At 73.5% G+C, this 13,913-nt stretch carries 14 protein-coding genes; 8 read left to right on the forward strand and 6 right to left on the reverse strand.

What is annotated here, in order from left to right; all coding sequences use genetic code 11:
- The first annotated feature begins 42 nt into the window (after nucleotides 1-42).
- A complete protein-coding gene (locus ACFC79_RS27720; RefSeq protein WP_376245279.1) occupies nucleotides 43-840 on the forward strand; it encodes a site-2 protease family protein in 798 nt (265 codons plus the stop codon).
- 78 nt (nucleotides 841-918) lie between these two features.
- On the opposite strand, the gene ACFC79_RS27725 is transcribed toward ACFC79_RS27720, so the two are convergent.
- Both ACFC79_RS27725 and npdG read right to left on the reverse strand, forming a co-directional pair.
- On the reverse strand, nucleotides 919-1,095 hold the full coding sequence (locus ACFC79_RS27725) for a hypothetical protein (RefSeq protein WP_376245281.1): 177 nt from the start codon (nucleotides 1,093-1,095) through the stop codon (nucleotides 919-921).
- Nucleotides 1,096-1,248: 153 nt separating this feature from the next.
- Nucleotides 1,249-1,974, reverse strand: a complete 726-nt coding sequence (npdG, locus tag ACFC79_RS27730; protein WP_376245284.1) for an NADPH-dependent F420 reductase — start codon at nucleotides 1,972-1,974, stop codon at nucleotides 1,249-1,251.
- Nucleotides 1,975-2,117: 143 nt separating this feature from the next.
- Between npdG and ACFC79_RS27735 the strand changes: the two genes are divergently transcribed.
- Together ACFC79_RS27735 and ACFC79_RS27740 are read left to right on the forward strand one after the other, a co-directional pair.
- Complete coding sequence (locus ACFC79_RS27735) at nucleotides 2,118-2,720, forward strand: hypothetical protein (RefSeq protein WP_376245287.1); 603 nt, start codon at nucleotides 2,118-2,120, stop codon at nucleotides 2,718-2,720.
- A 127-nt stretch (nucleotides 2,721-2,847) separates the two neighbouring features.
- Nucleotides 2,848-4,155, forward strand: coding sequence for an MFS transporter (locus ACFC79_RS27740; protein ID WP_376245290.1), 1,308 nt, complete (start codon nucleotides 2,848-2,850; stop codon nucleotides 4,153-4,155).
- 110 nt (nucleotides 4,156-4,265) lie between these two features.
- Here the strand turns inward: ACFC79_RS27740 and ACFC79_RS27745 are convergent, their stop codons facing one another.
- Nucleotides 4,266-4,496 (reverse strand): hypothetical protein, encoded by a 231-nt coding sequence (locus ACFC79_RS27745; protein WP_376245293.1) that lies wholly within the window; start codon nucleotides 4,494-4,496, stop codon nucleotides 4,266-4,268.
- Nucleotides 4,497-4,680: 184 nt separating this feature from the next.
- On the opposite strand from ACFC79_RS27745, the gene map reads away from it, so the two are divergent.
- Nucleotides 4,681-5,538 (forward strand): type I methionyl aminopeptidase, encoded by an 858-nt coding sequence (gene map / locus ACFC79_RS27750; protein ID WP_376245296.1) that lies wholly within the window; start codon nucleotides 4,681-4,683, stop codon nucleotides 5,536-5,538.
- 304 nt (nucleotides 5,539-5,842) lie between these two features.
- Nucleotides 5,843-6,508, forward strand: coding sequence for a heme oxygenase (biliverdin-producing) (locus tag ACFC79_RS27755; protein ID WP_376245299.1), 666 nt, complete (start codon nucleotides 5,843-5,845; stop codon nucleotides 6,506-6,508).
- A 211-nt stretch (nucleotides 6,509-6,719) separates the two neighbouring features.
- On the opposite strand, the gene ACFC79_RS27760 is transcribed toward ACFC79_RS27755, so the two are convergent.
- The 3 genes from ACFC79_RS27760 to ACFC79_RS27770 form a co-directional block, all read right to left on the reverse strand.
- The gene (locus ACFC79_RS27760; protein WP_376245302.1) at nucleotides 6,720-7,421 is read right to left on the reverse strand and encodes a PhzF family phenazine biosynthesis protein; all 702 of its coding nucleotides are present in this window, start codon (nucleotides 7,419-7,421) and stop codon (nucleotides 6,720-6,722) included.
- A gap of 95 nt (nucleotides 7,422-7,516) precedes the next feature.
- The gene (locus ACFC79_RS27765) at nucleotides 7,517-9,103 is read right to left on the reverse strand and encodes an HtaA domain-containing protein (protein WP_376245305.1); all 1,587 of its coding nucleotides are present in this window, start codon (nucleotides 9,101-9,103) and stop codon (nucleotides 7,517-7,519) included.
- Between the two features lie 173 nt (nucleotides 9,104-9,276).
- On the reverse strand, nucleotides 9,277-10,692 hold the full coding sequence (locus tag ACFC79_RS27770; RefSeq protein WP_376245307.1) for an HtaA domain-containing protein: 1,416 nt from the start codon (nucleotides 10,690-10,692) through the stop codon (nucleotides 9,277-9,279).
- A 138-nt stretch (nucleotides 10,693-10,830) separates the two neighbouring features.
- Here ACFC79_RS27770 and ACFC79_RS27775 point away from each other — a divergent pair, with 138 nt between their 5' ends.
- Genes ACFC79_RS27775 through ACFC79_RS27785 form a run of 3 tightly spaced genes read left to right on the forward strand, consistent with a single transcriptional unit; the run spans nucleotide 10,831 to nucleotide 13,864 of the window.
- A complete protein-coding gene (locus ACFC79_RS27775; RefSeq protein WP_376245391.1) occupies nucleotides 10,831-11,931 on the forward strand; it encodes a hemin ABC transporter substrate-binding protein in 1,101 nt (366 codons plus the stop codon).
- The gene (locus tag ACFC79_RS27780; RefSeq protein WP_376245310.1) at nucleotides 11,928-13,028 is read left to right on the forward strand and encodes a FecCD family ABC transporter permease; all 1,101 of its coding nucleotides are present in this window, start codon (nucleotides 11,928-11,930) and stop codon (nucleotides 13,026-13,028) included. The genes ACFC79_RS27775 and ACFC79_RS27780 overlap by 4 nt, the downstream gene beginning before the upstream one ends.
- A complete protein-coding gene (locus tag ACFC79_RS27785; protein WP_376245313.1) occupies nucleotides 13,025-13,864 on the forward strand; it encodes a heme ABC transporter ATP-binding protein in 840 nt (279 codons plus the stop codon). Before ACFC79_RS27780 ends, ACFC79_RS27785 begins: the two co-directional genes overlap by 4 nt.
- Nucleotides 13,865-13,913: the final 49 nt, after the last annotated feature.

Below are 13,913 nucleotides of genomic sequence, written 5' to 3' on the forward strand. Positions count from 1 at the left end.
CGCCGCACCGCACCGACCGGCCCGTCCCCCTGGAGTTCGCCGATGCCCACCGCAGCAGCCCGCAGCGACCGGCGGATCAGCCCGGTCTTCCTCGGTATCGTCGCCGTGACGGCGGTGTCGGGCTGGGCGGTGTGGACGGATTTCGCCGAGCGGCCCGGCATCGCGCTCTTCCTCTTCGTGACGGCGGCCTGGGTGGTGTCGCTCTGCCTGCACGAGTACGCGCACGCCCGGACCGCGCTGCACAGCGGCGACATCTCCATCGGGGCGAAGGGCTACCTGACCCTGAACCCGCTGAAGTACACCCATGCGCTGCTGAGCATCGTGCTGCCGGTGCTGTTCGTGATCATGGGCGGTATCGGTCTGCCGGGCGGCGCGGTCTTCATCGAGCGGGGCCGGATCCGGGGCCGCTGGCGGCACAGCCTGATCTCGGCGGCGGGCCCGCTGACGAACGTGCTGTTCGCGATCGTCTGCACGGCGCCGTTCTGGCTGCACGCGCTGGACGGCGTCCCGCCGGTCTTCCGGTACGCGCTGGGTTTCCTGGCGCTGCTCCAGGTCACGGCCGCGATCCTCAACTTCGTCCCGGTGCCGGGGCTGGACGGGTACGGAGTGATCGAGCCGTGGCTGTCGTACCGCGTCCGCCGCCAGGTCGAGCCGTTCGCCCCGTTCGGGCTGATCGCGGTGTTCGGCGTGCTGTGGATCCCCGAGGTCAACGCGGTGTTCTTCGACGCGATCCACGGCCTGCTGCGGGCACTGGGCATCGACGAGTTCACGACGTACTGCGGTTTCGACGCCTACCGCTTCTGGCGGGCCGCCGACCCGGTCTGCTCGCTGCCGGGCTGACCGGCAGCGGCCACCCACGGGGCGGCGTCCGGCCTCGGCCGTCCCGCGGTCCGCGACCGGCTCACGGCCGGTCCGTGATCAGCTCGTGGCGGACTGGGCGCGGTGCCGTCGCACGTAGAACCACGCCATGTTCGACGCGAGCCCGGCCAGCAGGATCCAGACGATCCCGAGCCACTGGCCCCGGGTGAACGAGATCACGGCCGCGACGACGGCCAGGACGCAGACGGCGATGGCGTAGAGAGCGAGGCGGGGCATGGGGGTCGGCTCCTGTCCGGGGCGGTGCACGGTCCCGTCCAGTGTCCCCCATGCCCCGGTCCGCCCGACGCGGGGTGGCCCGGACGGCCGGTGCCCCGACGGAGGGGTTCACCGGCCCGGCGCACACCCTCCTGCCGGGCACCCGGCGGGCTCTCAGCCGTCGGTGGCGCGGACGTCGGTGACGCGCAGGCCCGCGTGCGCCTTGTAGCGGCGGTTCACCGAGATCAGGTTGGCGACGAGCGACTCGACCTGGTGGGCGTTGCGCAGCCGCCCGGCGAAGATGCCGCGCATGCCGGGGATCCGGCCCGCCAGGGCCTGTACCAGGTCGGTGTCGGCGCGGGCCTCGCCGAGCACCAGCACATCGGTGTCGATCTCCTCGACGGCGGTGTCCTGGAGCAGCACCGCGGAGAGGTGGTGGAAGGCGGCGGTGACCCGGGACTCCGGGAGCAGCGCGGCCGCCTGCTCGGCGGCGCTGCCCTCCTCGGGCTTCAGCGCGTAGGCGCCCTTCTTGTCGAAGCCGAGCGGATTGACGCAGTCGATGACGAGCTTGCCCACGAGTTCGCCGCGCAGCGACTCCAGGGTCTTGGCGTGGCCGTCCCACGGCACGGCCACGATCACGATGTCGCTGCGCCGGGCGCACTCCGCGTTGTCCGCGCCCTCGACACCGTGGCCCAGCTCCTCCGCGGCGGTCCGTGCGCGGTCCGCGGCCCGGGAGCCGATGATCACCTTCTGGCCGGCGCGGGCGAACCGGTAGGCGAGGCCGCGGCCCTGCGGGCCGGTGCCGCCGAGCACACCGACGGTCAGCCCGGACACCTCCGGGAGGTCCCAGGGGTCCTTGGCCGCGGGCTTGGGGGTGCTGTCCGTGTCATTCGTCGTCATGACCACGACCTTACGGCGAGGCCGTTACGGCCTGGGGAGCGGGAGGCAGCGGGATCGCGGTGTCGGGGGGCGGGCGCGCCGTTCGTGTGGTTCCGGGGCCGTTCACCGGTGGCGGGCGGGGGCCGGGGGCATGATGCCGGGCCATGGATGCCGTACGTGTCGCCCTGCTGCGTGAAGTGCTCGCCGGAACCGAGTGGCCGGCCGCGGCCCGGCGGTTCGCCGGGGTCCTCAGATCGTCCGTCGTCCCGCACTGCGGCGGACTGCTGCTGGTGGGAACCGCGGAGTACGAGCCGTGGCACCTGGCGGCCCACCTCGTCGACGAGTCCGCCTGGTCCGGGATGCCGGAGCTGGCGCCCGTCCTGGTGCGCCACCGGGTGGAACCGGGCGATCCGGCGCATCTGGCGGTCGGCCTCGGCCGGATCGAGGCGGCCGGGCGGGGCGAGACCCTGCTCCTGGTGGCCCCGGAGCGGCCCGGCGCGGGGCTGTTGGAGCGCGTGCACGACGCCCGCAGGGCCGGGGCGACGGTCCTCTCGCTGGACGGCGGCGATCCGCAGGTGCGGGGGCTCGCCCACGAGACGCTCACGGTGAGCGGCCGCGACGACGTCGATCTGGACACCGTGCAGCATCTGGTGAGCGCGGCGGCCGGGGAGAGCGGCGCGCCCGTGCCGCACGGCCGCCGCCGGTTCCGGGACCGGCTGTCCCGGCTCGCCGACCGGCTGACGGCACCCCCTCCGCCGCGCTGGTGAGGGGTGCGGTGCGGGGGACCGTCGTCCGAGCACGGGCCACCGCGGGCCGGGGCACGGCGGGGCCCGACGGCACGCGGCGCGGAAAAGCTGTTGCGGTGGCGCGTACCGCGCCGGACGATGACGCCTCGTGACCTCAGCTCCCTCCCGCATCGCCCGGCTCGCCGCTCTGCTGCCCGATGTCACCCCCCTGCGTTCCTCGGCCGACTTCCGGTTGCTTTGGGTCCAGGGCCTGGTCACATACTTCGGCAGCTTCATGGCCCTGATCGCGCTGCCGCTCCAGATCAAGGAGCTCACCGGGTCGCCGCTGGCCGTCGGCGCGATGGGCGCGGTCGAGCTGGTGCCGCTGATCGTCTTCGGCCTGTACGGCGGCGCGCTCGCGGACGCCGTGGACCGCCGCAAGGTGATCCTGGGCACCGAGGCGGGGCTGGGCGTGCTGGCGCTGGTGCTCCTGGTGAACGCCGCGCTGCCCGATCCCCTGCTCTGGCCGCTCTACCTGGTCGCGGGCGGGGTCTCCGCGCTGTCCGGGCTCCAGCGGCCCGCGCTGGACTCCCTGATGGCCCGGATCGTGCCGCACGACCAGCTGACCGCGGCCGCCGCCCTGAACTCCTTGCGCTGGCAGTTCGGCGCGATCACCGGGCCCGCGGTGGCGGGCCTCGTGGTGGCCTACGCCGGACACGCCACGGCCTACACGGTCACCGTGCTGACGTTCGCCTCCTCCGTGCTGCTGTGCCTGCGTCTGTCCCCGGCCCCGCCCGCCCGCGACAACGCGAAACCGTCGCTGCGCGGCATCGTGGAGGGCGCGAAGTACGCCTGGAGCCGCCCGGTGCTGCTGGGGACGTACGCGGTGGACATGGCCGCGATGTTCTTCGCCTTCCCGAACGCGATCTTCCCGTTCCTGGCGGACGATCTGAACGCCGACTGGTCGCTGGGCCTGATGTATGCCGCTGATTCGGTCGGCTCCCTGGTGCTGGGCCTGACCAGCGGCTGGACGTCGCGGGTGCGGCGGCACGGGCTGTTCGTGGTGTTCGGGGCGGCGGCCTGGGGACTGGCGATCGCGGCGGCCGGATGGTTCAGCAACGTGTGGCTGGTGCTGGTCTGCCTGGCCGTGGCGGGCGCGGGCGACATGCTCAGCGGTCTGGGCCGCTCCACGATCTGGAACCAGACCATCCCGGAGGAGCTGCGGGGCCGGCTCGCGGGCATCGAGGTGCTCTCGTACAGCACCGGCCCGCAGCTGGGCCAGGTGCGGGCCGGGGCGATGGCGGGCTGGACGGGCACCCGTTCCGCGATCTGGAGCGGGGGCGTGGCGTGCGTGGCGTCGGTCGCGCTGCTCACGGCCGCGCTGCCGAAGCTGCTGACGTACGACTCCGAGACGGACGAGGACGCGACCCGCAGGCGCGCCCAGCGCGCCGCGGAGGCCGACCCGGCCAAGGCATGAGCGGGCGGGGCCCGGCGGTGACCCCGCGGGGCGACCGACGGCGCCGCCGTCCTGGGCCGGGGCGACGGTGCTCCGTCTCACACCCGGGGCCGGGACGGCGGCGCCCCGCCTCACGCCTCCGGGTCCCGGGGGGCGCCGCCGTCGTGCCACTTGGGGTCGGTCTCCCACTCCAGGTTCCGTTCCCGCGCCGTGTCCATCGCGTGCTGCGCCTCCTCGCGGCTGGCGTACGGCCCGAAACGGTCCTTGGCCGGGCACTCGGGGCCCTCCTCGACCTTCTTGTGCAGCAGGCAGTAGTACCACTCGCCCGGTTTGCCGACCGTGCGCTTCTTGAACAGGGCCATCATCGGCTCCTTCCCTCAGGGGCCATGCTGCCCCAGACGAGCCGATGACGACCTGGGGAGCAAGGGGAAAGGGAGCGCGCTCCCGGCGTCCTGCGGCCCCGCCTCCCGCGTCGCCGGCGGTCGCGATGTTCCCCACGTTCCCGGGCCGCTCCCCCTTGCTCCCCGGGTCGTTAGACTCGCTGGCATGTCTGGCCAGTCGCTGCTCGTACCCGGGGAGATCACTCCCATCCGTTCCGTGCCCGGAAGCATCCGGCGCCCCGAGTACGTGGGGAAGCCGGCCCCCACCCCGTACACCGGTCCGGAGGTCCAGGACGCCGACACCGTCGAACGCATGCGCATCGCGGGCCGGATCGCCGCGCAGGCGATGGCCCAGGCCGCCAAGCACATCGCCCCGGGCGTCACGACGGACGAACTCGACCGGGTGGCCCACGAGTTCATGTGCGACCACGGCGCCTATCCCTCGACGCTGGGCTACCGCGGCTTTCCCAAGTCGCTGTGCACCTCGCTCAACGAGGTGATCTGCCACGGCATCCCGGACTCCACGGTGCTGCGCGACGGCGACATCGTGAACCTCGACGTCACGGCGTACATCGGCGGCGTGCACGGCGACAACAACGCCACCTACCTCTGCGGCGACGTGGACGAGGAGTCCCGGCTGCTCGTCGAACGCACCGAGGAGGCCCTGAACCGGGCCATCAAGGCGGTCCGGCCGGGGCGTCAGATCAATGTCATCGGGCGGGTCATCGAGTCCTACGCGAAGCGCTTCGGGTACGGCGTCGTGCGGGACTTCACCGGGCACGGGATCAATTCCTCGTTCCACTCCGGCCTGATCATCCCGCACTACGACAGCCCGCACGCGACGACGGTGATGAAGCCCGGCATGACCTTCACCATCGAGCCGATGCTGACGCTGGGCAGCCACGACTACGACATGTGGGACGACGGCTGGACGGTGGTGACGAAGGACCGCAGGCGCACCGCCCAGTTCGAGCACACCCTGGTGGTGACCGAGACGGGCGCCGACATCCTGACGCTTCCGTAACGGCCTCGCGCGGAACGACCCTCGCGCGGAACGATCGGCCATGAGAGCGGCCGCCCTCCGGGGCGGCCGCTCTCGCGTTCCCGCACCCGATCGCGCCGCGGGGCGCGGGATCGGGCAACGACGTATGATTTTTACCGACAACGTGTCGGCAATTTAACCGACAAGCCGTCGGCAAGCTGTTGACTTAGGTAAACCTAAGCAGGAGGATCGGGGATGTCGACAGCGGCTGCGACGCGCAGCCACTGCCGCTTTTTATCCGTCTGTTTCTGGACTTTCCCGTCCCCTCGGCCCCCGGAGGCCCGCCTTGGACGCAACCGCCGCCGCCACGCCCTTCTCGACGCTCATCCGCACGGCGTCGCACGAGCAGCACACCGAGGCGGAGACCTCGACCTTCATGAGCGACCTGCTCGGCGGGCGCCTCGGGGTGGACGCGTACACGCGCTACACCGAGCAGCTGTGGTTCGTGTACCAGGCACTGGAGGAGGGGGAGCAGGCACTGCGGGACGACCCGGTCGCCGGCCCCTTCATCCGGTCCGAGCTGATGCGCACCGCCGAGTTGGAGCGCGACCTGGCCCATCTGCGGGGTGCCGACTGGCGCGAGGGCCTGGAGCCGCTGCCGGCCACCGCCGCGTACGCCGCCCGGGTCGCGGAGTGCGCCCGTACCTGGCCCGCCGGCTACGTCGCCCACCACTACACCCGCTACCTCGGCGACCTCTCGGGCGGCCAGATCATCCGTGACAAGGCGGAGAAGACCTGGGGCTTCGCACGCAAGGGGGACGGCGTGCGGTTCTACGTCTTCGAGGCGATATCCAACCCCGCCGCGTTCAAGCGGGACTACCGCGAACTGCTGGACGCGCTGAACGCGGACGACCTGGAGAAGCAGCGCGTGATCGACGAGTGCAAGCGCGCCTTCGCGCTGAACACCGCGGTGTTCCGGGAACTGGGCGAGGCGTTCCCGCTCAGCGCCTGAAGCGGGCCCGTGCCGGTCACGGCACGGGCCCCCGCGCGGTACGTCGTGCCCGTACGGCGCGGCCGACGGCACCGACCGGCCGCTCCGGTCAGGTCCCGTCGGCCGCGCCGTTCCCGTACCGCCCTCGTTTCCCGTGACGGACCCGATCCCCGTACCGCCCTCGTTTCCCGCGCCGGCCCCGGGCGTAACGCCCGAAGGGCGCGGCGGGCTGTCAGCCCCGCGACGGGGTGGACCGGTGCGCCCACCGCACCCGGCCCCCGATCTCCACGGTGCCGTCCGGTGCGGGCGCGGTGAGGATCTGCGAGCCGCGCCCCTGCGTGATGTCGAGGGCCCGGCCCAGCCGCGCGCTGAGCAGCAGTGCGGCAGCGCCGGTGGCCTCGTCCTCCACGATTCCTCCCGCCTCGCCACCCCGCCTCGGGAACGCCCGCGCCCTGACCCGGCCGGCTGCCTCGTCCTCCCAGGCCCAGACGTAGAGCCAGCCCTCGCCGGGCGGCGGCCCGGTCAGCGCCTCGATCTCGGCGACGGACGCGTACCGCTCCAGTGTGCGCGGCGGCACCCACTCCGGCCGGGCGCCGATCCAGGTGAACTCCCCGTCCTGGCGGGCGAACACCTCACCGACCGGCAGTTCCAGGATCTCCAGGTCGAGCAGCCAGGCGGTGCCGACGAGCGGGTGACCGGCGAAGGGGAGACGGAGCCCCGGGGTGTGGATGTCGACGTGTCCGCGCTCGGGGTCGTCGACGAAGACGGTCTCGCTGAAGCCGAGCCGGCAGGTCAGTTCCTGCCGGGACGTGTCGTCGGGGTACGCGCGTCCGTCGCGCACCACGCCGAGGGGGTTGCCGTGCCGTCCGTCGGGGCCGCAGAAGACCCGCAGCACGTCGATGCCCTCGGGCACGTCGGGTTCGCCGTCGCTCATCACGTCGGCATTCAAGCACCGTCCGGGTGGCGGCCGCGGGGCGGGCCGCCACCCGGACGGTGTGTGCGGTGGTGCGGTCGGGTGCCGCGCCGGGATCAGACGGTGCGGCGACGACGGGCGGCGACGACGGTGGCGGCGCCGGCCGCCACGACGAGGGCCGAGCCGCCGATCAGGGCACCGGCCGGGACGTCGGAGCCGGTGGCGGCGAGCGAGCCGGAGCCACCCACCGAACCGCCGAGGCCGGAGCCGCCCACGCTGCCGCCGCCGAAGGCCGCGGACCCGCCCGCCCCGCCCGTGGCGCCGGTGCCGCCCGCGGAGCCCGTGCCGCTCGCGGCGGGGAGTTCGGCGCCCTTGTCGAGGGCGATCGCGACGGTCAGCGGGTCGAGTTCCTCGCCCGCCCGGTACATGCCGCCGAACGCCTTGGTGCCGTCGGCGGTGAGGGTCGCCGGGATGGCGGAGAGGGTCACCACCCCGTCCTTGGCCACGAGTCCGCCCTTGGGCAGCTTCAGGTCCGCGACGGCCAGACCGGTGTACGAGGAGACCTTCCCGGTCTCGCGGTCCTTGGTGGAGACGTCCGCGATCAGCGTGCCCTTCGTGCCGTTCACCCGGATCCTCGGCGCACCGAGGGAGAGGTCCAGGGTGTGGGCGCCGTTCTCCTCGTGGCCCAGGAAGCGGACCTTGCCGCCGAACCCGGCGTTCAGGGTCTGCTTCGCCGCATCGACGTGACCGGTGGCGTCGGGGAACCGGTAGCCGTCGGCGGACGTCTCGGCGCCGGCCGTCGTCTCGACCCTGCCGTGGGCGATGGGGCCGGTGACGTAGCTGCGGAAGGACTTCTTGACGCCCCAGTCCAGGGTGCCGTCGACGATCGCGCCGGTCTCGGCGGCCGGCTTGTCGGTGGCCGTCGGGGACGGGGAGGTGGTCGAGGTGGGCTTGCCGGTGGGTTCGGTGGTCGGCTCCGTGGTGGGCTTCCCGGTCGGCTCGGTCGTCGGCTTCCCGGTGGGCCCGGTGGTCGGCTCCGTGGTGGGCTTCCCGGTCGGGGCCGCGGCGGCCTTGACCGAAAGCGTGGCCGCGTCGAGCGCGTCGCCCTCCTTGTACTGGCCGTTGAACGCCTCGGAGCCCGCCTTCGTCAGCTTCGCCGGGATGTCCTTGAAGACCATGGCGCCGCCCTCGCCCCGGCCGGGCTTCACCGCCGACAGGTCGAGGTCGGCGAAGACCACGTCGTCGCGGGTGCCCTCCGGGGTCTTGACGTCGGCGGTGATCGCACCGCCGGTACCGGAGGTGGAGAGCTTCACGTCCGACAGCGTGATGTCGAGGACGCCTCCGTGGGCGTAGAAGTTGACGCCGCCCCGGAAGGCGGTGTCGGTGCCGTGCGTGCCGGTGTCGTAGCTGCCCCTGCCGTCGACGAAGGTGAACACGCCGTTGCCGGCCGCCTGGACGGCGCCGTCCTCGACGGTGATCTTCCCGCCGGAGAACGGCGAGGCGAGGTACTTGCGGAAGGACTCCTTGACGCCCCACTCCAGGGTGCCGTCCTCAAGGTCCAGCTTCGGCGCCCCGGCGGCCGCGCGGCCGGTGGCGGCGCCGTCGGCGGCGAGCGCGGGCAGGGCGAACGCGGTGGCGCCGAGGGCTGCCGCCGTGGCGACGGCAGCGGCGAGGGCTATGGGGCGGCGGCGGGTGGCTGACATGGTCGGTGGTCTCCTCGGGGAGTGCGGTACGGGGGTGGGGACGGGGTGCCGGTCGCTCGACCGGTGCGGAGTCCCGGGCCCCTCGGCGGGCGAGGGCCGCCGGGCGGGGCGCGGGAGGGGGTTCGGGCCTCTCATCGGGGACGGGGCCGCCGGGCGGGGCGGCGGAGGGGAGCTCAGTCGTTCTTCCGCGCGGTGGCGCGACGGCGGACGAGGAGGAACGCGCCCGCCGCGGCGGCGAGCACGCCGGCGCCGGCACCGAGGTACAGCGGGGTGCGGGAACCGGAGTCGGAGTCCGGGGCCGGTTCGGACGCCGACGCCGGGGTGGCGGTCTTCTCTGCGGGCGGCTGCGACGGGGTGGGGTCGCTGCCCAGATCGGGCAGGGCGGGCAGTCGGGCCGACCCGTCGACGGCGACGGCGAGGGAGACCGGGTCCATCGCGGTTCCCGCCCGGTAGAGCGAGCCGAACGCCCTGGCGCCGTCGGCGGTGAGCGTCGCGGGGGCCTCGGCGAGGACGGCGAGCCCGTTCTTCGGTGCGAAGTCCTTCGCGGCGAAGGTGACCAGCGGGAGGGGCCCGAGCCGGTCGCCACCGCTCACCACGTCGGCCGAGAGCGTGCCCCTGCCCGCCTTCACCCGGACCGTGACCGCGGAGAGCTTCAGGTCGAGACCGTCGGCGCCGGTGAAGCGGACGCTGCCCGCGAACGCGGCGTCCAGACTCTGCCCCTTCGGCTCGTATGTGCCCTTGCCGCGCGGGAAGCGGAACAGCGCCCCGCCGTCCTGCGCGCCGTCGGCGAGGGTCCACTTCCCCTTGCCGATGGACCCGGTGACGTATTCGCGGAAGGTGCGGCGCACCCCCCAGTCGACGGCGGCGTCCTCCAGCCGTCCCGCCGTCCGGTCGGTCTTCCTCGGCTCGGCGGGCTTCTCGGGGGACCGGGACGCGGCAGGCTTCCCGGCCGGGCCCGTGGTGTCCACGGAGAGGCTGATCGGGTCGAGCGGCGTACCGGCCGTGTAGTAACCGGCGAACGCCTTCGCGCCCTGCGCCGTCAGGGTCGCCGGGACATCGGTGAGGGCGATGGGGGTGGTGCCGCCCCTCATGTCGATCCCGCCCAGGCCGAGCGTGGCGAGCGGCACCTGGGCGGCGGAGGTGACCCGTCCGCTCCCCCGCTCCTTGCTGACCACGTCGGCGAAGACGGTGCCGCGGCCCCCCGTGACACGGATGGTGGGGCGGCTGATGGAGAGTTCCAGTTCGTTGCTGCCGTCGGCCTTCCGGTGGCCGACGAAGCGGACCCCGCCGGAGAAGCCCGCGGCGAAGGCCCCGGTCGCCGGATCGTAGGAACCGGTCGCGGAGTGGAAGCGGAACCGGCTGCCACCGGTGGTGGCAGCGCCTCCGGTCAGGCCCCAACTCCCGTTCGCGACGGGTCCGGTGACGTAGCTCTGGAACGAGGACTTGATGCCCCAGTCCAGTCGGCCGCCCTGCACCGTGCGGCTCGCCGCGTGAGCGGCGGTGGCCGGGAGCAGGGCTCCGAGCAGCACCGCGAGCAGCACGACCGCGCCCGCCCTTGCGGGCACGCGGGCAGGTCTGGACGACAGCATGGGAACCCCTCCGATATCCAGCGAGGTAGGTAAGGCTAACCTAAGACGCGTAACTCATGTGGCGGTACCCCCGCATTCGCCACATCTCACGCAAACCATGGACAACCACTCGTGACGGAACGACAGGACGGTGCCCCAGTGCGCTTCTCGCAGGACTTCGCCCCATGGGGACGGCGCACCCGACGACCCGGACCCGCTCCACTCGCGACCGCGGGCACGCCCAGGACCCGCCGTTCCCTGGCGGCGTCGGCGGGCGGCCTCGCCCTGCTCCTCGCCCTGACGGGCTGCGGTGGCGGCACGAACACCGCGAAGCCGTCGGCGGGTTCCGCGAAGGCCGCCGCCGACCGCGTCGAGCCGCTGACCGCGCCGGTGAAACCGCGCCTGCCCGTCACGATGAAGTCGGCGGACGGCGCCGACGTCACGATCACCTCCGCGGACCGCATCGTGCCGCTGACCGGCGGCCTGAGCGAGATCGTCTTCACCCTCGGCCTCGGCGAGCGGGTCGTGGCCCGCGACATCACCGCCACCTTCGAACAGGCGGCGAAGCTCCCGGTCGTGACCCGTGCGCACGACGTCTCGGCGGAGAGCGTGCTCTCGCTGAAGCCCACCGTCGTCCTTGCCGAGACCACCACCGGTCCGGCCGAGGCCATCGACCAGATCCGTGGCGCGGGCATCCCGCTCCTCGTCGTCCGGCCCGCCGAGGAACTCGCCGACGTCTCCCGCCGGATCGGGACCGTGGCGGCGTCCCTGGGCGTGCCGGACGCGGGCGCCGAACTCGACGCGCGCACCCGGTCGCGCATCGACGCGGTGAAGAAGTCCGTGCCCGCCCCCGCCGACGGGCGGCCGAAGCCCCGGGTGGCCTTCCTCTACCTGCGCGGCTCCGCCTCCGTCTATCTGCTGGGCGGCCGGGAGTCCGGTGCGAGCTCGCTCATCGAGGCGGCCGGCGGCGTCGACGCGGGCAAGGCGTCCGGGCTGAGGAAGGACTTCACCGCCATCACCAGCGAGGCGCTCGCCGAGGCCGCCCCCGACGCCATCCTGGTGATGAGCAAGGGGCTGGACTCGGTGGGCGGTGTCGACGGCCTGGTGAAGATCCCGGGTGTCGCCGAGACCCCGGCCGGGATGGACCGGCGCATCATCTCCATCGACGACGGCGTGCTGCTGAACTACGGGCCGCGCACGGACCGGGTGCTGAGCGACCTCGTCGCGCAGCTCCACCGGAAGGACGGTGCGACCGCATGACCGCCACCCACGAGGAACGCACCCGTCCGGCCGCCCCCGTGCCGCCGGCCCCGCCGCAGACCGGCCCCCGGCGCTCCACCGCCTTCCTCCTGACCGTCGGCCTGATCGCCGCCCTCCTGGTGGGCTGCCTGCTGTCCGCCGGGCTCGGCGCGTACAGCATTCCGCTCGGCGACGTCATCGGCTCGGTCCAGCACCGGATCGAGCTCGGCGGCGCGGCGCTGGACCGGGTCGGCGAGAGCGTGCTGTGGAACGTGCGACTGCCCCGGGTCGTGCTGGCCCTGCTCGTCGGGGCGTCGCTGGGCTGTGCGGGCGCCCTGATGCAGGGCGTGTTCGGCAACCCGCTCGCGGAGCCCGGGGTGATCGGGATCTCCTCCGGGGCGGCGGTCGGCGCGGTCGCCTCGATCGCGCTGGGGCTCACCTTCTTCGGCAACTGGACCGTCACCGTCTGCGCGTTCGGCGCCGGACTCGCGACGGTGCTGCTGGTGTACGCGCTGTCACGGTCGGGCGGGCGCGCCGAGGTCGTGACGCTGATCCTCACCGGGATCGCGGTCAACGCCTTCGCGGGGGCGCTGATCGGATTGTCCGTCTTCTTCGCCGACAACGCGCAGGTCTCCCAGATCACCTTCTGGCAGCTGGGTTCGCTGGCGCAGGCGACCTGGCCGAAGGTGCTCGCGGTACTGCCGTGCGCGGCGCTCGGGCTGCTCGTCGCGCCGTCGTACGCCCGGAAGCTGGACCTGCTCGCGCTGGGCGAGCGGCCTGCCCGGCACCTGGGGGTCGACGTCGAGCGGCTGCGGATCGTGCTGGTGCTGGTGGTGGCGCTGCTGACGGCCGCGGCGGTGGCGGTCTCCGGGATCATCTCGTTCGTGGGGCTGCTGGTGCCGCACCTGTTGCGGATGGCGAACGGTCCCGGGCACCGCTTCCTCGTCCCCGCGAGTGCGCTGGGCGGCGCCCTGGTGCTGGTGGTGGGTGATCTCGCGGCCCGTACCGTGGCGGCCCCCGCCGAGCTGCCGCTCGGTGTGCTGACCGCGCTCTTCGGCAGCCCGTTCTTCTTCTGGCTGCTGCGCAGGACCCGTCGCAAGCAAGGTGGTTGGGCATGAGGGTGATGCGGAATCCGTTCCGGGCGCGAGGCCGCCTGCTGCCCGCCCCGGTCTCCCCCGGCTCGCCCGTCGCCGAGGCGCACACGCTGCGGGTGCGGCTGGGTCGGCGGCCGGTGCTCGACTCGATCGACCTGACCGCGCACGCGGGCGAGGTGCTGGCACTGGTCGGGCCCAACGGCGCCGGGAAGTCGACCCTGCTGGCGGCGCTGGCCGCCGATCTGCCCGCGGAGAGCGGCGGGATACGGATCGACGGGCGTCCGGTCACCGACTGGTCGGCCCCCGAACTGGCCCTGCGCCGGGCGGTGCTGCCGCAGACCGCCGCGCTGTCCTTCCCGTTCCCGGTGGAGGACGTGGTCCGGATGGGGAGGGCGCCCTGGGCCGGGACGGAGCGGGAGGACGAGGACGATCCGGCGGTGGCGACGGCGATGGCGGCCACCGAGGTCACCGAGTTCACCGGCCGGCCGTTCTCGGCGTTGTCCGGCGGCGAACGGGCCAGGGTCGCGCTGGCCCGGGTGCTGGCGCAGCGCGCCCCGCTGCTGCTGCTCGACGAGCCGACCGCCGCCCTCGACCTGCGCCACCAGGAGTTGGTGCTGCGGATCTGCCGGGAACGGGCCGCGGCGGGCGACGCGGTCGTGGTGGTCCTGCACGACCTGGGACTGGCGGCGGCGTACGCGGACCGGGCCGCGGTGCTGCACAACGGGCGGATCGCGGTGGCCGGGCCGCCCGCCGAGGTGTTCACCGACGAACTGCTCGGAGAGGTCTACCGGCAGCCGGTCGAGGTGTTCCCGCATCCCCGGACCGGGGTGCCGCTCGTCGTGCCGACCCGCATCACTTGACCATTGCTTGACTCTTGCGCGAGGAATTCTTGTCCCCACCGTGATCATT

This window comes from Streptomyces sp. NPDC056061 (assembly GCF_042266885.1).
GTDB lineage: Bacteria > Actinomycetota > Actinomycetes > Streptomycetales > Streptomycetaceae > Streptomyces.